The following is an 18,304-nucleotide window of genomic DNA, read 5'->3' as shown; positions in this document are numbered from 1 at the left end:
GGTACAGCCTTTTAACTAAAGGGGCTCAATGGTTGCCGGTTTTCTTTTTTTGGGTATTTATTTCCGCCTCTGACGCACGAGTATACAATGGGGTCAGCGTATCTGGAGGAGGAATATCACCTTTTTGAAGCTGTTCGGCCCCGAGAAACCCAATGAATGAGGCTCTCGGTTGTATACATGTATCAGGCAACACTTCCACCATAGGTTTGGAGAGAAATAGATCCTGATACGGTTTTCCCCCCGGCCCCCCTAAAACAGTGGGCTGGTCAATCCGCAACATCAGTTCCTCGGGCGTCAAGGCCTCGATTGCCCCTTGTCGTTGCATGCTTCGTGTCATGGAATCATACCTGTAAAAAGCGCTATAAACTTGTCCCTTCCGTGCATCAAGAACACAGCAGACCTGTTTGGTCGTTTCCATACACTGCACCGCGAGTCCATCCAGTGAGGCAACTCCAAGTACCGGGATATCAGCGGCCATCGCTATCCCTTTAGCAGCAGCCATACCTATGCGAAGCCCGGTAAAGGAACCTGGTCCGTAGCTGACGGCTACGGCGTCGAGTTGGTCCCAAGTGACCTCTGCAGTCACCATTATCTGCTGTATACTTCCCAGTAAGCGTCTTGAATGGGTAATATCAGGACGATGGGTACACTCGGTTACCAGACGGCCTTCATAGATATTCCCGGATGTTAAAGCAACACTGCCACATCCGGTGGCTGTTTCGATGGAAAGAATCAGGGAGCCAGCCAACGTTGCACGATCCTTGCTATGTCATTATAAAATACAAAAACCATCAACGTTCCCAACAGAGCAATCCCTATTTTCTGACTGATTTCCATGGTGCGGTCATCGAGTGGTTTGCGACGAATCCCTTCCAGGGTTAAAAAAACCAAATGTCCCCCATCTAAAACAGGTATAGGCAGTAGATTCAATATCCCAAGATTAACACTGAGTAACCCCATAAAATAAGCAAGATTCATCCAACCCGCTTCCAGTTGCTGGCCTGCAATTTCGGCAATACGAATAGGGCCGCCAAGTTCACTGGCAGGAATAATGCGCTGGATCATTTTCACGATCCCCATAACGGTTAAATAGGATAAGTTCCAGGTCTGTACGAATGCCGCTTTACCGGATTCGAGCAAGGAAACATCCGTATATTCGAGTATCTCGTCACGGACAATGCCAAGCATATACCGCTGACCGACTTCCTCGCCAAACAAATTTTTTACCTGTTGCATTGCAGGTTGGGCGGAAATGGTCAGCTGTTCTCCTTCGCGGTTCACGACAAGGGTCACCGGATTGCCACCACTGGCTTTAATTAACTCAGATACATCCATCCATGATTGAACCTGTCGGCTATTGATTGAAACGATATCGTCCCCCGGTTGCAGCCCTGCTTTTTCTGCTGCAGAGTCAACCGAAACCTCGCCTATCACCGTTGTGTCAACCGATTCCGGTAACCCGATAAAGTTAAACATGCAAAAAAAGAGGAAAACAGCAAACAACAGGTTAAACAACGGCCCTCCGAAAACAATGCAGAATCGTTGCCAGACAGGTTTATGAGCAAATGAACGGTGCTGTTCTTGATTGTTAACAGTGTCCCCGACATGTTCACCATACATTTTCACGTACCCGCCTAGAGGAAAAGCGCTGATAAGGTATTCTGTTTCCCCCCAGGTACGGCTCACCACCTTGGAGCCAAACCCCAGAGAAAACTTTAATACCTTGACCCCAAATGCCTTTGCAATAAGGAAATGACCGAGTTCATGAACAAAAATGAGGATACCTAGAACAAGTATAAGAGAAAACAGGGAGTTCATATGGAAAAATGTGTGTAATAATAAGTACTGAAAATCAGCAGCTACAGATGCGATCGATTGCATCCAAAGCTATCTGGCGAGCTTCATGGTCGGCGGCGAGAATTGCATCGAGATTCATGTCATCTCCAGAGGCAGCCTCTTGAAGGGCAATGGCCACAACCTTGGTAATAGCAGTAAATCCAATACGTCCATCAAGGAATGCATCTACGGCAACCTCATTGGCGGCATTGAGTACTGCTGGTTGCACCCCTCCTGCTGCGAGGGCATCATAGGCCATCTGCAGGGCAGGAAAACGGCCACCATCAGGTGCTTCAAAGGTTAACTTGCCGCACTGGATGAGGTCCAGTTGGGAGAGTTTGAGATCTAAGCGTTCCGGATAAGACAAAGCATAGGCAATAGGAATCTGCATATCAGGGATACCTAATTGTGCAACCACAGAACCATCCAGATATTCAACCAGTGAGTGAACCACTGACTGTGGGTGCACAACGACCTCTATCTGGTCCGGGGTGACATCAAACAGCCAGCGTGCTTCAATTACCTCCAGCCCCTTGTTCATAAGTGTCGCAGAATCTATGGAAATCTTTCGTCCCATGTCCCAGTTGGGATGGGATAATGCCTGATCCGGGGTGACCTTATGCAATTTGTCTTTTTCAAGGAGCCTGAAGGGACCGCCGGAGGCGGTTAAAAGGAGCTTTTTAACATCTTGTTTTCTCCCGGCTTCAAGTGCTTGAAAGATGGCACTGTGCTCGGAATCAATGGGAAAAAGCCGAACGCCCGCTTCTTTTGCCCGCTGCATGATGAGACTGCCGGCCATAACCAGAGTTTCCTTGTTGGCAAGCCCAATATCTTTACCTGCTTCGATAGCGGCAAGCGCAGGCAAGAGCCCTACACTCCCAACCACTGCAGATACAAGCATATCTACGCAATCAAGAGCTGCGGCAACACAGTTGCCGGCATTACCACTCATAATCCGTCCCTGAAAATCTGCAGGCAAAAGGGCTGTCAGATCGTCAACAAGCCCCTCTTTGCCGATACACACCAGCTCCGGCTGGAATTCACGAACCTGTTCGGCAAGGAGGTGAATATTGCTGCCGGCTGTTAGTGCAGCTATACGGTATTGCTCAGGAAAACGACGAGCTACGGCAAGTACGTTTTTACCGATCGACCCGGTCGATCCCAAGAGAGATATTGTTTTCATCCCAGTAACCCCCACCAGACGAAATAAAAAAGTACCGGACCGGCGAACAAAAGACTGTCAATACGATCCAAAAAACCACCATGACCTGCCAAAATAGTACCTGAGTCTTTGACGTGAAAGGATCGCTTGATGGCGGATTCAGCCAAGTCACCGATCATGCCGATAACAATAAGCACAGCAGCAGCAGGGAGAAGGCGACTTAACTGGAGTTGAAGCGGTAAGAGGAGCATAATGAGCACAGCTACTCCTGTACCGATACTCAAACCACCTATGGCACCGGCAATGGTTTTTTTGGGGCTGACTGTGGGGAGAAGTTTTTTCTTACCAAAAGTCTTGCCTACATAATAGGCGCCTGTATCCGACCCGGCCGTTAGTGCAAGCAAAAGTATAAGCCAGGATGCACCATGTTCGACGCCACTGAGAAGGGAAAGGTGAGCTAGCAATGCAGAGACATAAAAAGTACCGAAAAATACGGTGCTCAAGTACGTATACACGTTATCAAAGTGAGTGTATTTTTTAAGGACAATAAGCACTGTACCTATAAGGCTGGCAACAACCCCTGCTAAAACATATTCGATAGCACCGAAAAAAGAACAACCGACAGGAACAAGAGCGACCAAAATGGTAAGGCAAAGGGTAGGACCTTTGAGCCAAGGGCATGTCATTCGAAAAAATTCAAGCAGACCGCAAGCCGCAACCAGCACAAAGATGGTCTGAATAAGAAGTACAGATCCCCAAGCGAGCAAAGCCAGGCAGCAAGCAGCCATCAAGACGCCGGGAAGGACTCGACTCATTTCTGATTCCCCAAATCCAGTTGCGCTCCGGTTTTACCAAACCTTCGCTGCCTTTGGTTAAAAACATCTATGGCTTCGAGGAGTTGCTCTTTTTTGAATTCCGGCCATTTCAAATCAGTGAAATAAAGCTCAGCATACGATGCCTGCCATAACAAAAAGTTGGAGAGTCTACACTCGCCACCAGTTCGAATAACCAGATCCGGGTCCACTTGTCCGGCGGTATACAGATGGTCCGAGAGAACCTGTTCATTGATCTCCTCTGGAAGCAAATCGCCGTCAACACATTTCCCTGCGAGTTGCCGGATGGCATGAATAAGTTCCATTCTACCGCCATAGCTCAAAGCAAGATTCAGGTTCATCGTCTGACAGGAGGCTGTTGATTCTACAGTCTGTTGCAATACCTCACGTACTTCTCGAGGGAGACGCTCCTGTTGGCCCAGGCAACGCAATCGAATATCGTTGGAGAGCATGTTCTTAAGCTCTCCAATTAGATATGTTTTCAAAAGAAGCATCAATCCTGAGACTTCACTTTGCGGCCTATTCCAGTTTTCTGTAGAAAACGCATACAGGGTGAGATATTCGACGCCAAGCTCCCGGCAGGCTTCGACAATTTCTCTCACTGAGTCAACGCCGGCTTTATGGCCAAAAAGACGGGGGCGATTACGCTGCTCAGCCCACCTGCCGTTGCCGTCCATGATGATGGCAATGTGGCGTGGTACCAGGTTCGATTTTGATGAAGTAGTCACTTTTAAAATTTCAGGATGGAATTAGACTTCCATAACCTCTTTCTCTTTACCGCTGACGATTTTATCGACTTCTTTAATAAAATCATCGGTTGCCTTTTGCGCATCATCCTGAAGACGAAACATATCATCTTCAGATATCTCTTTTTCTTTTTTCATCTTTTTTAAAGAGTCATTGGCTTCGCGGCGTACATTACGGATGGCCACCTTAAACTCCTCACCAATTTTTTTGACTTGCTTTACCAGCTCTTTACGACGTTCTTCAGTTAGAGGCGGAATATTAAGGCGGATAACATTGCCGTCATTGGCCGGCGTCAATCCTAAATCAGAGGCAAGAATTGCTTTTTCGATGGCAGGCAACATTTGCGGATCCCACGGTTTGATGGCAATCATACTTGATTCTGGAATGGTGAGTGTACCGACCTGATCCATTGGCATTTGCGAACCGTAGGCATCAACTTTAACCCCGTCAAGCAATGCTAAAGACGCTCTTCCGGTTCTAATCTTAACCAGTTCACGCTTAAAGGCATCAATGCTTGCTTCCATCTTAGAATTCATTTGTTGTATAATATCACTGGCCATGAGAGACGCTCCTCAGTGTTTATTAATATCTAAAAATCTTACTATTCAGCTTACCCATAAATGAGCTTAATGATTACTATGGTTATCGTTCGAGATCGAGGTATATCTGATTAATAATCACAGGCATATAATAGCTGTTTCAGGGATTATTATTCAGCATACCGAAGAAATTGGACAAAATGACCGTACATCAACAGGCTCATACATCATGAGCAGATAACTATACAGCATTATGCACTAATCAGGCTACCAATTCCTTCGGCGCCAAGCGCTGCCTTTGTAATATTATCACTTTCCTTCATATTAAATACAAGGATCGGCAGTTCGTTATCTCTTGCCAGGGAAATACCGGCAGCATCAAGGACCTTGAGATCATCACGAAGGACTTTATTATAGCTCAGAGTTGTATACCTCTGTGCATCGGGATAAACTTCGGGGTCTTTATCGTAGACACCGTCAACCCTTGTTGCCTTCATAATGACATCCGCTTTAATTTCTAGAGCACGGAGAACAGCGGCAGTGTCTGTGGTAAAATATGGGTTACCGGTACCTGCTGCAAAAATAACCACTCGGTTATTACCAAGATGATCAAGCGCCTTCACTCTTTCATAGGGTTCACACACATTAAGCATGGTTATGGCAGACATAACTTTACACGGTATACCTACGGTCTCAAGACCATCTTGGACAGCAAGGGAATTTATCACCGTCCCCAGCATACCCATATTATCTGCTGAGCCTCGGTCCATGCCCTTAGCAGCCCCTGCTACCCCTCTAAAAATATTACCTGCACCGATAACCATGGCAATTTCAATTCCGTGGTCGTGCACTTTTTTTATTTCAGATGACAAAAAACGAATCACCTCTGTACTGATACCATAGGAATTATCTCCCATGAGGGCCTCACCGCTTATTTTCAAGAGTATTCTCTTAAATGTCATGTTATCGACCTACTTTGATGTTGAAGAGAGGAAATACTGATACGGAATGTCTTGCCACGGATTGACACTACAGGCATTCACTACATAAGCCTGCCAATGGGGAGTGAAAGGGTTCAGGAAAACCGGGTTAACGGTTTTCCTGAAACGTATAACAGCAGTGAAGAAGAGTGTTACGCTCCGATCTGAAAACGAGCAATATTTTTAACAGAAATATTTTCGCCCATCTTAGCAATCAATTCATTAAGTTTATCCTGGACGGTCAAGTCCGGATCCTTTACAAATTTTTGTTCTAACAGACAAATTTCAGAAAGATATTTTTCAATTTTACCGGTAACGATTTTTTCAACAATCTGTTCAGGTTTACCCGAATCGAGTGCTTGTTTTGTATAGATGTCTTTTTCACGATCAATCAGTTCCTGAGGTACTTCTTCTCTACTGATAGAAACCGGATTAACAGCTGCGACATGCATAGCAATATCTTTGGCAAAATTTCTAAAATCATCGGTTTTAGCGACGAAGTCGGTTTCGCACCCTACCTCAATCATAACACCAAGTTTACCTCCACCGTGGATGTATGCTTCAATAACACCCTCTGAGGTCGCACGATCAGCACGTTTTGCAGCAACGGCTAAGCCTTTTTGACGAAGCAGGTCAACCGCTTTTTCCATATCGCCTTCAGTCTCGCCTAGAGCTTTTTTGCAATCCATCATCCCGGCATTGGTCTTGTCACGAAGCTCTTTGACCATTTGGCTTGTAATCTTCACTTTAGCATCTCCTAATATCTATCTTTCAACCGCATAGCAAAAATGTTGCGGGTATACATAGTGTTCGACTGGACAACAATAAGGCCGTAAAAAACCCTTATTGAATTGTATTAAAACAGGCAAAGGCCTGAAAATTATTCGGCTGCTGGTGAATCCTGAGCAGGTGCGGATTCGGCAGCTTGCTCTACGGCGTCAACTGTCATCGCGGCTTCAAGTTCATCATTGCTGACAGGTGTTTCTTCGCCGCGACGTTCTTTACCTTCTAAGATAGCTTGACTGATAGTTGAAGTCATAAGTTTAATGGCACGGATAGCATCATCATTGCCTGGAATAACATAATCAACGCCATCGGGATTACAGTTGGTATCGGTGAGAGCAACTACAGGTATGCCCAGTTTCTGAGCCTCATTAACTGCAATATCCTCTTTATTAGGATCGATGATAAAGAGGACATCAGGCAAACTCCGCATGTTTTTAATACCACCAATATTCCTGTCGAGTTTGACTCTTTCTTTCTCCATTTGCAGGATTTCTTTTTTGGGGAACCGGTTAATAGAACCGTCTTCCTGCATGCTTTCGATTTTTTTGAGCCTATCAACAGAATTCTTAATGGTTTGAAAGTTGGTCATCATGCCACCCAGCCAACGGTGGTTGACAAAGTACATGCCACTGCGTTGTGCTTCTTCCTTGATAATGGACTGTCCCTGACGCTTGGTGCAAACAAAGAGTACCGAACCACCGTCAGCTACAACATCTGCAATATAGCTATAGGCCTTGCGGAACATTTTCATTGTTACATCAAGATTTACAATATAAATGCCGTTACGAGGACCGTAGATATACGGTTTCATTTTAGGATTCCATCGCCTGGTCTGATGACCAAAATGAAGTCCTGCTTCCAGCATCTGCCGCATTGTAATTTGTGCCATAATAAATCTCCTGGTTTTATGGTTATTCCTCCATTCCTGAGCCAAATCTCACTTGTGTGAAACACCATGTGGCGAGCGGAATGTGTGTGTTAAGCCACCGCAGATTGCAGTGGTATGTATCAAACAAAACTGGTTATTCTATCATACATCAGTAAAAAATCAAGAAACCTTTTGCAGGTATCAGGAAGAAAAAAATAGTGTGAAAAATTATTTTGGAACAAGGGTTGGTTTCCGACCAAGATAAAACTGTAGCCATTGGAATCCAAATTTAAGGAGCGCTGAATCATCTTTCTTTATACGATTACGCACCACTTTATCTACTCTAAACTGCTGCACCAACCTGTGTTGTTCTACGTATGATCGAAAATCATCGATATTATAGCAGGCCATGAATGCCAATTGCTGCAAAGGTCCTGCTTCCCCTTCGCCACGCCAAGGATTAGAGGCGAAAAAAGCATCAACTTCCGCCCAAAGTTCATTAAACAAATTGAACTCGTACAAACCTTGATCACGTTCCCATTTTTTAATGGTATAGGTTTTTTGTTCGAAATGTCCTTTGCAATAAGGGTGATGAGTCATAAAATAATGAACTTTAAGCCTTGTGGTATGATTCAATTGTTCAACAGCTCTTTCAAGAGGGTAGGTACGACAGGCTGACGGTCGGTCCCGGTACACAGTGCACCCTTCATTGGATAAAAATGGACAAGGCAACCCTTCTGCCGAAGCCATATTCAACATAACCCCTGGAAAAAAAGGATGACTACCTTCCCCTATACGTGTGTATTGACGGAGGAATTGAGCGGAATGCAGATTTAAATGTTGCTTAAGACGAAGTACGTCGTAAGGAAATAAATAAATTTCGGCATTATGGCAGCATTTTAAATAGCAACTTACGCCAGGATGGCAATGAAAAGTAAAGGGCCCTTTGTCTACAAGGGTGCGCCCTTCCAGGAGCATATCAGGTGGATTTGCTTGCCCCATGACTATACCTCAAATAAATAACAAAAAAAAAGCTGGTATGATTTCTCATACCAGCTTTTGTATTCAACAATCACAATCTATCAATCGTCTGAAGTTTCGCCTTCAAGACTTTCCTGATAATTGACGAGTTCAATAATCGCCATGGGAGCGGCATCACCGGCGCGGGTACCAGTGCGGATAATTCGAGTATACCCACCCTGCCTATCCATGTATTGCTCAGACAGTTCGTTAAAAAGTTTATTCACAACTTCATCAGAGCGTATATAGGCAAGAGCTTGTCGCCTTGCGTGAAGGTCGCCCCGTTTGCCTAAAGTAATCATTTTATCGGCTACCCGACGTGCTTCTTTAGCTTTGGGTACGGTTGTTACGATCCGCTCATGTTCCAATAAGGAGGTAACCATATTACGAAGCATTGCTTTTCGATGTGCGGTTGTACGATTAAGCTTACGACCTGCTTTTCTATGTCTCATTATCCTGTCCTTCTACGTGGTGTAAGGCTGCAAACTATACGTGTGAGAACGAGTATTACTAGTCTATATTCTCTTCACGCTTTTCGGGTGAAATCCATCCCTCATGCTTCATCCCGAGTGTCAATTCATGTTCAGAAAGAAGTGCCTTAATTTCATTGAGTGATTTACGCCCGAAGTTCTTAGTTTTGAGCATTTCTGCATCGGTTTTTTGAACCAACTGGCCGATATACTGGATCTGTGCGTTCTTAAGACAGTTCGCAGATCTGACAGAAAGTTCCAAATCTTCAACATTTTTATCAAGAAAAGGTGGATAGCTGACATTGTCGTCATCGCTATCCTGTCTGTCTGGAGCCTTTGCCTTTTCTTCATTGAAGTTAATGAATATGGCCATTTGCTCTTTCAGTATTTTAGAGGCAAAGGCCAGTGCATCTTCAGGAGGCACACTTCCGTCTGTTTCTATCTCTAGAGTCAAACGGTCATAATCAGTTTTTTGGCCGACACGTGCTTGACTTACAACGTATTGTACACGCACGATTGGTGAAAACATCGAGTCAATAGGAATAACTCCTATTGGCTGATCTTCTTTTTTATTCAGCTCAGCAGGTACGTACCCTTTACCCCATTTAACTTCAAGTTCGGCACGGAACGTTATATCACTAGTAACCGTACATATCACCTGGTCTGGGTTCATTACATCAACATTTGGTGCTCCGTTGATATCACCTGCAGTTACAGTTCCAGGGCCACTTTTCTCAACGACAACTGTCTGACCTTGAGGAACATTAAGTTTTAAGCGAACCTGTTTCAGATTAAGAATGATCTCTGCGACATCTTCATGAATCCCATTAATACTAGTGAATTCGTGCAGGGCATTATCTATCTTAATTGAAGTAATTGCAGCCCCCCTGATGGAGGAAAGCATAATTCTCCGCAGAGAATTCCCTATTGTTGTCGCAAAACCACGCTCAAACGGCTGACAAATAAATTTGCCATACTGCTCAGTGTGCGTTTCATCGTTAACTTCAAGACGCTCAGGAGTAATAAGGTCGTGCCAGTTTTTATAAAAGGGATTAGTATCCCGTAGTTCCTGTGCCATGTTTACCTGATGCTAATGGTTATTTAGAGTAGAGTTCGACTATCAGTTGTTCCTGAATAGGCATGGTAATCTCTTCTCTATTGGGCATAGCTTTAACGGTGCCTTGCATTTTTGGCTGATCAATTTCAAGCCAGCTGGGCACACCGCGGCGAACCGCACCCTCAAGGTTATCAACAATCAGCTCATTTTTACGGCTTTTTTCTTTCAAGGAAATCACATCACCAGGTGTAACCTGAAATGAAGGAATATTAACCTTTTTACCATTAATGAGAAAATGATTGTGCCGAACCAACTGGCGAGCCTGATTGCGGGAACTGGCAAAACCAATCCTATACAATGTATTGTCTAACCGCCTTTCAAGCATAATCAGCAGATTTTCACCGGTGACGCCTTTGGCCCTGTCAGCACGTTGAAAATATCGCTTGAACTGATCTTCGAGCATACCGTACATTTGCTTGACTTTCTGCTTTTCCCTAAGCTGGATAGCGTAGTCAGATGATTTCCTAAACCTATTCTGCCCATGCTGTCCTGGGGGAAATGCACGTCTTTCAAATGCACATTTATCAGAGTAGCACCGATCACCTTTTAAAAATAACTTTAGGTTTTCACGCCTGCACATCCTGCAGGAAGCGCCTGTGTATCTAGCCAAGATTTACCTCCGTTATATATACTGTATCACTATTGGACACAGCCTGGAGCCTTACGGCCCTATTCTATTATACTCTTCTCCGCTTGGGCGGTTTACAGCCATTATGCGGCAGCGGGGTTACATCTACTATGCGAGTTACATCAAGCTCAAGTGTCGTCAACGCTCGCAGTGCAGCTTCACGCCCAGGTCCGGGACCTTTAACCCGTACTTCAACCTTTCTCAAACCATGTTCTTTTGCTTTTCCTATCGCATCATTAAGAGCGTTTTGCGCAGCAAATGGAGTAGACTTACGAGATCCCTTGAAACCGATAACACCGGCAGTGGACCAAGCAAACGCATTACCCTGCCTGTCTGTGACAGTAATAATGGTGTTGTTAAAAGTTGAATAAATGAAGATTATACCTTCAGAAATATTTTTTTTCTCACGGCGTTTAGATTTTCCTGCCGCTTTACTGGCTTTTGCCATAATAACTCCGTAAACTCTCTGGTTAGAGCAGCCTGATCATCATCAGCAGCTATTTTTTCCGAACTGCAGCGCCACGCTTAGGACCTTTACGAGTGCGTGCATTGGTTTTTGTTCTCTGCCCACGGCACGGTAATCCTCTTCGATGCCTTCGGCCTCGATAAGCACCAAGATCCATGAGACGCTTAATATCCATAGATATTTCACGCCGCCGGTCACCCTCTACAACGTGGTCACTCTCAATAATTTTCCTGATCCTAGTAACATCATCGCCACTGAGGTCGTCACTGTTCATCTGATAAGGTAAATCAGCCTTATCAAGAATCTGGCGGGCTGAGGTCAAGCCAATCCCATAAATATAGGTTAAGGCTCGATCCATATGTTTATTGCGTGGTAAATCCACTCCAGCTATACGTGCCAAGACATTTCTCCCTGTTTAAGTCTCACTCTTACCGCGAGTTTAACCTTGCCGCTGTTTATGCTTCTTATTTTTACAGTTAACTCTTACGACTCCTTTACGTTTCAGAATCTTACAGCTACTGCACATTTTCTTAACTGATGATCGTACTTTCATAGCCTTAACCTGACATCTATTAAAAGTTTATCTTTTTGCTTTGCCGCCTTTTGCCCGAAAGGTGACCCTGCCTCTAGTCAAATCATATGGAGACAATTCAACTGTAACACGGTCGCCAGGTAATATTTTAATGTAATGCATCCGCATTTTACCGGAAATATGGGCAAGTACCTTATGCCCATTATCGAGTTCAACACGAAACATTGCATTGGGCAACGGTTCTATGATTGTTCCTTCTACTTCAATGGCCTCTTCTTTTGCCATACCTATCCACTCTCAGTAATGTGGCCGAAAAGATTTGTTATATATCTAAAACTACAGTTTTAATCAACTCTTTTCTTGCCTTTTGTTAAAAAATCAGTAAGCGGTGACTAGTAACATGCCGACAGGCTTTAATCCAATGTGCTCAGGATGAGGGGCCCGTTATCTGTGACGGCAACGGTATGTTCAAAGTGAGCGGATGGTTTCGAGTCTTCAGTTACAACAGTCCATTGGTCACGAAGAATTCTAACCTTTTCAGTACCCATATTCACCATGGGCTCAATCGCGAGCACCATGCCGGCGAGAAGCCTTGGTGAAGGCATTTTCTGTACATAATTGGGAATTTCCGGGGCCTCGTGCAATTCGCTTCCGATACCATGACCAACAAACTGACGAACAACAGAAAATCCATTCGCCTCAGCATACGTTTGTACAGCCCTTGAAATATCAGCGATTCTATTGCCGACGAGGACCTGTTCAATACCCTTGTTTAAAGCAACCTTGGTGACCTCAAGCAACCGATCTAATTCAGGGGATATATTGCCAACGGGTAATGTAACGGCCGAATCGCCATAGAACCCCTTGTAATACGATCCAAAATCTACGGATATAATATCACCTTCTTTGAGAGTCACCTTTTGGGAAGGTATACCATGAACAACTTGTTCATTGACTGAGGCGCATAAACTGCAAGGAAAACCACGATACCCCTTAAAAGCAGGAGTTGCACCATGATCGAGGCAGTATTCCTCAGAAATTTTGTCGAGATAGTTCGTGGTAACTCCAGGGACGACCTCTTTTCTTAACATGGCCAATACACCAGCAACAATCTGGTTGGCCTGCTTCATGATTTGAAGTTCCTCTGGAGTTTTAACAGAGATCCGTTTTTTGGAACTTTGCCGGCTCAAAGACTATACCTCAACGTCTGCCTTTAATTCGACCAGCTTTCATGAAACCGTCATAATTGCGCATCACCATATGTGATTCTATTTGCGAAATAGTATCGATAGCAACACCCACTACAATCAATAGTGCTGTTCCACCAAAATAGAAAGGAACGTTAAACTTACTGATTAAAATGGTAGGCATGACACAAACAGCGCTTAGATAAATAGCACCCACCACAGTTAGCCGAGTCAATACCTTATCGATAAAATCAGCGGTCCGTTTACCAGGTCGAATTCCAGGAATAAAGCCACCGTTCTTTTTTAAATTCTCAGCAACGTCATCCGGTTTAAAAGTAACAGCTGTATAGAAAAAGCAAAAGAAGACAACCATTGCTACAAAAAGAACATAATAATATATTGTTCCCGGCGAAAGAGCGGCAGATATGCGCTGTACCCAATCAATCTGAATAAACGACCCGATGGTAGCGGGAAACATCATGATAGAAGAGGCAAAGATCGGAGGTATAACTCCGGACACATTTATCTTTAGCGGTAAATGAGAAGCCTGACCACCATAGACTCTTCTTCCAACAACCCGCTTTGCGTATTGAATGGGTATTCGACGTTGAGCGGTTTCTACAAAGATGATAAACGCAATGATAAAAAACATCGCAATGAGAATAAGTGGAACGAAAATAATGGCAAGCTCACCTGCTTTTATCAATTGGATGGTATTCCCTACGGCAGCAGGACCACGAGCAACAATACCTGCAAAGATAATTAATGATATGCCGTTACCAATACCACGTTCTGTCATTTGCTCACCTAACCACATAATAAATGCGGTCCCGGAAGTAAGTGTGAGCACAGTCATCAATTTAAACTGAATACCTGGATCAATAACAATGGCAGCTCCACCAGGTCCACTCATTCCCTCTAAACCTGAAGCAATGAAGAATCCCTGGATAACAGAAAGTACAACCGTACCATAGCGTGTGTATTGAGTGATCTTGCGACGACCTGCTTCCCCCTCTTTCGAGAGCGATTCCAACTGTGGGATGACGACAGTCAACAATTGGATAATGATCGAAGCCGAAATATACGGCATAATGCCAAGAGCAAATATCGAGAAATTCTCAAGTGCACCTCCTGAAAACATGTTAAACATGCCAAAGAGTGTACTTGCATTCTGTTCAAAAAAAGCACCTAAAGCTTCCCCGTTAATGCCAGGTGTGGGGATCTGGACACCCATACGATAGACAAAAAGCATAAAGAGAGTGAATAACACTCTCTTTCGCAATTCAGGGATGGTGGCAGCGCTGGCAAGACCGCTCATTCATTTACTCCTTTACAGAACCACCTGCATCAGTGATTTTTTGAGCTGCACCCTTACTGACCTTATCAACATCAACGGTAACCGCTTTGGTTATCTGGCCGTTAGCGAGCACTTTAACCTGATTATTGCCGTCTACTAAACCTGCATCAACAAGCGCTTGCTTGTCAACCACTGTCCCAGCATCAAATGAATCAAGGTCAGACAGGGAGACGATACTATATTCAGTTTTAAAAATATTGGTGAAACCGCGTTTTGGTAGTCTGCGGTGCAACGGCATCTGTCCGCCTTCAAATCCAGGGGCTAAGCTATAACCTGATCTTGAACGAGCACCTTTATGACCACGACCTGAAGTCTTACCAAGTCCACTTCCGTGACCGCGACCGACGCGTTTCTTATTTTTTCTCGAACCTTCGTTCGGGCTGAGATTGTTCAACTTCAGCATTATCTATTCCTCCACTCTGACCAGATGCCTGACCTTATTGATCATGCCCCGGATTTCAGGAGTGTCTTTCCTGGTAACGGTTTTGTGCATTTTAATCAAACCAAGTCCAACGAGGGTAGCCCGAATTTTCTTGGTACTGCCTATTCCGCTTTTGACCTGTGTCAATGTAATGGTATCACTCATAATTAATGACCTATAAATCGTGAGGTCTTACGCGACCATATCTTCTTTTTTCAAACCACGCAACTTGGCAATCTGTTCTGCTGAGCGCAGTTGACGAAGACCATCTATAGTTGCCTTCGCAAGATTGTGTGGGTTGTTGGAACCAAGACATTTGGTGAGAATATTGTTGACACCCGCAGCTTCCAAAACCGCTCGCACAGCACCACCGGCAATTACTCCGGTACCATCACCAGCAGGCTTCAACATAACACTCCCAGACTTAAACTTCCCAATGATGTCATGGGGAATTGAAACATCTGTGAGGGCAACGCTTTGCATATCTTTGCGTGCTTTCTCAATACCCTTGCGAATAGCTTCTGGTACCTGGTTTGCTTTTCCAAGACCGTAACCAACTTTACCTTTACCGTCGCCAACGACAACAATGGCACTAAAGCTAAAACGCCGACCACCTTTAACAACCTTTGCTACTCGGTTGATAAAAACTATTTTTTCAATGAGCTCTTCTTGGTTACTCTCTTTAGCTCTCTTAAAATCAGCCAAGAAACACCCCCGTAGGAATTATTGTTCGATTTAAAATCGGTAATTTAAAACTTAAGCCCGCCTTCACGTGCACCTTCCGATAACGCTTTAACACGGCCATGGTAAATGTAACCACCTCGATCGAAAACAACCTGCTCGATACCGGCAGCTTTAGCTTTTTCAGCAACCATGAGTCCAACTTTTTTTGCTTTCTCACATTTTCCTTTTAAATCAGCAGCGTCGAATTCTTTGTTTTCAGTAGACGCAGAAACGAGAGTAGCTTTTTTGAGATCGTCAATTATCTGCACATAAATATGTTTGTTAGAACGGAAAACACGCATACGTGGTTTTTCACTGGTACCTAACATGTTTTTTCGGATACGACGTACCCGTTTATAACGTGCAGTAACTTTTGGGTTTGTTTTAGCCATGATGTTACTCTTTCAGTTAACTATTTATTTGGCTGCACCAGCTTTACCAACTTTACGTACAATTCGCTCATCAACGTAACGAATACCTTTTCCTTTATAAGGCTCAGGTTTTCTAATAGCACGAATTTTGGCAGCAGTAAGACCAACAAGCTCTTTATCGATACCGGATAGGGAAATTTTGTTATCCTTGTCTACTTCTGCACTAATTCCTTCCGGCAGTTGAAATTCAACCGGATTTGAAAAGCCCACATTTAATGTCAGCGTGCTTTTGGCTAGGTTAGCCCGGTAACCAACGCCTTCTACTATCAGTACTTTTACAAAACCTTTATCAACGCCTTCAACCATGTTGCTAACAAGCGACCTAGTCATACCCCAAAAGGCCATAACTCTTTTGCTTGTTCCTTTTGGTGTGAAAAGCAGTTGATTACCTTCTTCAGTACACGAAATCTCAGGCCGCAGGTCTCTTTCCAACGAGCCTTTTGGGCCAGTAACCTTGACGTGTGTACCTTTGATATCAACCTTAACCCCATTTGGAACGGGGACTGGCTGTTTTCCGATTCTGGACATCGTAAACTCCTAGTCGTCAGAATTTGCAGTTACCAGACTTCACAGAGTAATTCACCACCAATACCGCGAGCTCTTGCTTCACGATCAGTGATTACACCCTGAGAGGTGGAGAGGATACCAACACCTAAACCGGTCATAACCATAGGTATATGATCGTTTTTCTTGTATTGGCGCAGCCCAGGTTTACTGACTCTCTTAATACCGGTAATAACTTGTTCATTATTTTGCCCGTACTTGAGGTCAATTTTCAGGGTGCCTTGAACCCCCTGCTCAAGAATATGAAAATCAATGATATAACCTTCTTGCTTGAGCACTTTGGCGACATTTACTTTAAGCTTTGACAGTGGCATTTCCACAGATTCGAAACGTGCTTTTACTCCGTTTCTAATGCGGGTCAGCATATCTGCCAACGGATCACTCATAGACATTGTTTTTTTCCTCTTTTAAAAAGCGTATACTCGGCAGCCGTTGTGTAACCGAAGACTATTGTAATGTTTAACAGTCACCGCCTTGATGCTGCTACCAACTAGATTTAGTAACACCAGTGATTTCGCCCTTTGAAGCGAGTTTCCGAAAACACAATCTACAAACGCCGAATTTTCTCAAAAAAGCTCTTGGGCGCCCACATAACGGACATCTGTTGTAAGAACGCACCTTAAATTTAGGTTTGCGTTTTGCCTTGGCAATGAGTGATTTTTTTGCCACTGCATCCTCCTGAAGAAATTTATTTTTTTAAAAACTGAGGGTATATGGCCCGATTACTTCTTCTTAAACGGCATTCCCATAGCAGATAAGAGGGCCCGCCCTTGCTCATTGTTCTTTGCTGATGTGACAATAGTGATGTTCAAACCACGAATCTTCTCTATTTTGTCATAATCAATCTCAGGGAATATGATATGCTCAGTAATCCCCATTGAATAATTACCCCTACCATCAAAGCCCTTTGGTGATATCCCTCGAAAGTCACGAACTCGAGGAAGAGCGATGTTAATAAGTTTGGACAAGAAATCATACATTTTATCACTACGCAAAGTTACTCGAGCACCAATTGGCATTCCTTCGCGAAGTTTAAATGTAGCTATGGATTTCTTAGCTTTTGTAATAACAGCTTTCTGTCCAGCTATCAGAGTAAGTTCATTGGCAGCTTTTTCCACTGATTTAGGGTTCTGAACTCCCTCACCAATCCCCATATTGAGTACAACTTTTTCAATTTTAGGGATTTCCATTACACTCTGGAAATCAAACTCACTTTGTAAGTGGGGCTTGATTTCAGTGTTATATTGTTCCTTAAGTGTTCCCATCATGTACTCCGTAATCAGTGAGAATCCTTACGATTTAGCGTTTTCAAGTGTTGCCTGACAACTCTTGCAAAAACGAACCTTGGTACCATCTTCCAAGAATTGTTTGCCTGTACGAACTGTTTCGGTACACTCAGGGCAGACGATCATTACATTTGAGATATGGATCGACGCTTCTCGTTCTATGATTTGGCCTGGTTGTGTCGCATCAGTTGCCTTTTGATGTTTCTTGATCATATTGATTCTTTCGACAACAACCCGATTTTTCTCTCGGTCGACACGGAGAATCTTACCAACTCTCCCTTTGTCCTTACCAGCAATAACTTCTACCTGATCGTTTACTTTAAGACTTGTTTGTCCCTGACGCATTGTTAT

General features: G+C 44.0%; 28 protein-coding genes. All 28 read right to left on the bottom strand.

Annotation, left to right across the window (positions count from 1 at the left end):
- Positions 1–25: 25 nt before the first annotated feature.
- Positions 26–748 (bottom strand): tRNA (adenosine(37)-N6)-threonylcarbamoyltransferase complex dimerization subunit type 1 TsaB, encoded by a 723-nt coding sequence (gene tsaB, locus ACHZCY_RS18620; RefSeq protein ID WP_205220944.1) that lies wholly within the window; start codon positions 746–748, stop codon positions 26–28.
- Positions 733–1,818: an RIP metalloprotease RseP gene (gene rseP, locus ACHZCY_RS18615; protein WP_205220943.1), complete on the bottom strand. Its 1,086-nt coding sequence runs from the start codon at positions 1,816–1,818 to the stop codon at positions 733–735. Before rseP ends, tsaB begins: the two co-directional genes overlap by 16 nt.
- 34 nt (positions 1,819–1,852) lie before the next feature.
- Positions 1,853–3,019: a 1-deoxy-D-xylulose-5-phosphate reductoisomerase gene (locus ACHZCY_RS18610; RefSeq protein WP_205220942.1), complete on the bottom strand. Its 1,167-nt coding sequence runs from the start codon at positions 3,017–3,019 to the stop codon at positions 1,853–1,855.
- Positions 3,016–3,813, bottom strand: coding sequence for a phosphatidate cytidylyltransferase (locus tag ACHZCY_RS18605; protein ID WP_205220941.1), 798 nt, complete (start codon positions 3,811–3,813; stop codon positions 3,016–3,018). Before ACHZCY_RS18605 ends, ACHZCY_RS18610 begins: the two co-directional genes overlap by 4 nt.
- Positions 3,810–4,559 (bottom strand): isoprenyl transferase, encoded by a 750-nt coding sequence (locus ACHZCY_RS18600; RefSeq protein WP_319549943.1) that lies wholly within the window; start codon positions 4,557–4,559, stop codon positions 3,810–3,812. The genes ACHZCY_RS18605 and ACHZCY_RS18600 overlap by 4 nt, the downstream gene beginning before the upstream one ends.
- A gap of 21 nt (positions 4,560–4,580) precedes the next feature.
- Positions 4,581–5,138 (bottom strand): ribosome recycling factor, encoded by a 558-nt coding sequence (gene frr, locus ACHZCY_RS18595; protein WP_205220940.1) that lies wholly within the window; start codon positions 5,136–5,138, stop codon positions 4,581–4,583.
- Positions 5,139–5,368: 230 nt separating this feature from the next.
- A complete protein-coding gene (gene pyrH / locus ACHZCY_RS18590; protein WP_205220939.1) occupies positions 5,369–6,079 on the bottom strand; it encodes a UMP kinase in 711 nt (236 codons plus the stop codon).
- A gap of 170 nt (positions 6,080–6,249) precedes the next feature.
- The gene (tsf, locus tag ACHZCY_RS18585; protein ID WP_205220938.1) at positions 6,250–6,843 is read right to left on the bottom strand and encodes a translation elongation factor Ts; all 594 of its coding nucleotides are present in this window, start codon (positions 6,841–6,843) and stop codon (positions 6,250–6,252) included.
- Positions 6,844–6,977: 134 nt separating this feature from the next.
- Positions 6,978–7,772: a 30S ribosomal protein S2 gene (gene rpsB, locus ACHZCY_RS18580; protein ID WP_319549942.1), complete on the bottom strand. Its 795-nt coding sequence runs from the start codon at positions 7,770–7,772 to the stop codon at positions 6,978–6,980.
- 207 nt (positions 7,773–7,979) lie between these two features.
- A complete protein-coding gene (locus tag ACHZCY_RS18575) occupies positions 7,980–8,753 on the bottom strand; it encodes a YkgJ family cysteine cluster protein (RefSeq protein WP_319549941.1) in 774 nt (257 codons plus the stop codon).
- 80 nt (positions 8,754–8,833) lie between these two features.
- The gene (gene rplQ / locus ACHZCY_RS18570; RefSeq protein WP_205220935.1) at positions 8,834–9,223 is read right to left on the bottom strand and encodes a 50S ribosomal protein L17; all 390 of its coding nucleotides are present in this window, start codon (positions 9,221–9,223) and stop codon (positions 8,834–8,836) included.
- Positions 9,224–9,281: 58 nt separating this feature from the next.
- Positions 9,282–10,319, bottom strand: a complete 1,038-nt coding sequence (locus tag ACHZCY_RS18565; protein WP_205220934.1) for a DNA-directed RNA polymerase subunit alpha — start codon at positions 10,317–10,319, stop codon at positions 9,282–9,284.
- 19 nt (positions 10,320–10,338) lie between these two features.
- Positions 10,339–10,968, bottom strand: a complete 630-nt coding sequence (gene rpsD, locus ACHZCY_RS18560; protein WP_205220933.1) for a 30S ribosomal protein S4 — start codon at positions 10,966–10,968, stop codon at positions 10,339–10,341.
- A gap of 67 nt (positions 10,969–11,035) precedes the next feature.
- The gene (gene rpsK / locus ACHZCY_RS18555) at positions 11,036–11,434 is read right to left on the bottom strand and encodes a 30S ribosomal protein S11 (protein WP_205220932.1); all 399 of its coding nucleotides are present in this window, start codon (positions 11,432–11,434) and stop codon (positions 11,036–11,038) included.
- Positions 11,435–11,483: 49 nt separating this feature from the next.
- A complete protein-coding gene (rpsM, locus tag ACHZCY_RS18550; protein ID WP_205220931.1) occupies positions 11,484–11,852 on the bottom strand; it encodes a 30S ribosomal protein S13 in 369 nt (122 codons plus the stop codon).
- Between the two features lie 39 nt (positions 11,853–11,891).
- Positions 11,892–12,005: a 50S ribosomal protein L36 gene (gene rpmJ, locus ACHZCY_RS18545; protein WP_205220930.1), complete on the bottom strand. Its 114-nt coding sequence runs from the start codon at positions 12,003–12,005 to the stop codon at positions 11,892–11,894.
- A 27-nt stretch (positions 12,006–12,032) separates the two neighbouring features.
- Positions 12,033–12,269: a translation initiation factor IF-1 gene (gene infA, locus ACHZCY_RS18540; RefSeq protein ID WP_205220929.1), complete on the bottom strand. Its 237-nt coding sequence runs from the start codon at positions 12,267–12,269 to the stop codon at positions 12,033–12,035.
- Between the two features lie 128 nt (positions 12,270–12,397).
- A complete protein-coding gene (gene map / locus ACHZCY_RS18535; RefSeq protein WP_319549940.1) occupies positions 12,398–13,174 on the bottom strand; it encodes a type I methionyl aminopeptidase in 777 nt (258 codons plus the stop codon).
- Between the two features lie 10 nt (positions 13,175–13,184).
- Positions 13,185–14,489, bottom strand: coding sequence for a preprotein translocase subunit SecY (gene secY / locus ACHZCY_RS18530; RefSeq protein ID WP_205220927.1), 1,305 nt, complete (start codon positions 14,487–14,489; stop codon positions 13,185–13,187).
- 4 nt (positions 14,490–14,493) lie between these two features.
- The gene (gene rplO / locus ACHZCY_RS18525) at positions 14,494–14,928 is read right to left on the bottom strand and encodes a 50S ribosomal protein L15 (protein ID WP_205221098.1); all 435 of its coding nucleotides are present in this window, start codon (positions 14,926–14,928) and stop codon (positions 14,494–14,496) included.
- A gap of 6 nt (positions 14,929–14,934) precedes the next feature.
- Positions 14,935–15,114, bottom strand: a complete 180-nt coding sequence (gene rpmD / locus ACHZCY_RS18520) for a 50S ribosomal protein L30 (RefSeq protein WP_205220926.1) — start codon at positions 15,112–15,114, stop codon at positions 14,935–14,937.
- 27 nt (positions 15,115–15,141) lie between these two features.
- Positions 15,142–15,654: a 30S ribosomal protein S5 gene (gene rpsE, locus ACHZCY_RS18515; protein WP_319549939.1), complete on the bottom strand. Its 513-nt coding sequence runs from the start codon at positions 15,652–15,654 to the stop codon at positions 15,142–15,144.
- 44 nt (positions 15,655–15,698) lie between these two features.
- Positions 15,699–16,064, bottom strand: a complete 366-nt coding sequence (gene rplR, locus ACHZCY_RS18510; RefSeq protein ID WP_205220924.1) for a 50S ribosomal protein L18 — start codon at positions 16,062–16,064, stop codon at positions 15,699–15,701.
- Between the two features lie 24 nt (positions 16,065–16,088).
- Positions 16,089–16,631 (bottom strand): 50S ribosomal protein L6, encoded by a 543-nt coding sequence (gene rplF / locus ACHZCY_RS18505; RefSeq protein ID WP_205220923.1) that lies wholly within the window; start codon positions 16,629–16,631, stop codon positions 16,089–16,091.
- A 29-nt stretch (positions 16,632–16,660) separates the two neighbouring features.
- A complete protein-coding gene (gene rpsH / locus ACHZCY_RS18500; RefSeq protein ID WP_205220922.1) occupies positions 16,661–17,059 on the bottom strand; it encodes a 30S ribosomal protein S8 in 399 nt (132 codons plus the stop codon).
- Between the two features lie 91 nt (positions 17,060–17,150).
- The gene (locus ACHZCY_RS18495; RefSeq protein WP_205220921.1) at positions 17,151–17,336 is read right to left on the bottom strand and encodes a type Z 30S ribosomal protein S14; all 186 of its coding nucleotides are present in this window, start codon (positions 17,334–17,336) and stop codon (positions 17,151–17,153) included.
- Positions 17,337–17,389: 53 nt separating this feature from the next.
- Positions 17,390–17,932: a 50S ribosomal protein L5 gene (rplE, locus tag ACHZCY_RS18490; RefSeq protein ID WP_205221097.1), complete on the bottom strand. Its 543-nt coding sequence runs from the start codon at positions 17,930–17,932 to the stop codon at positions 17,390–17,392.
- A 27-nt stretch (positions 17,933–17,959) separates the two neighbouring features.
- The gene (gene rplX, locus ACHZCY_RS18485) at positions 17,960–18,298 is read right to left on the bottom strand and encodes a 50S ribosomal protein L24 (protein ID WP_205220920.1); all 339 of its coding nucleotides are present in this window, start codon (positions 18,296–18,298) and stop codon (positions 17,960–17,962) included.
- Positions 18,299–18,304 lie beyond the last annotated feature (6 nt).

It is taken from the genome of Desulfogranum marinum, assembly GCF_963675105.2.
GTDB classification, from domain to species: Bacteria; Desulfobacterota; Desulfobulbia; order Desulfobulbales; family Desulfobulbaceae; genus Desulfogranum; species Desulfogranum marinum.
Note: the sequence above shows the minus strand (reverse complement) of the source record. Positions and strands in the feature narration are given on the sequence as shown.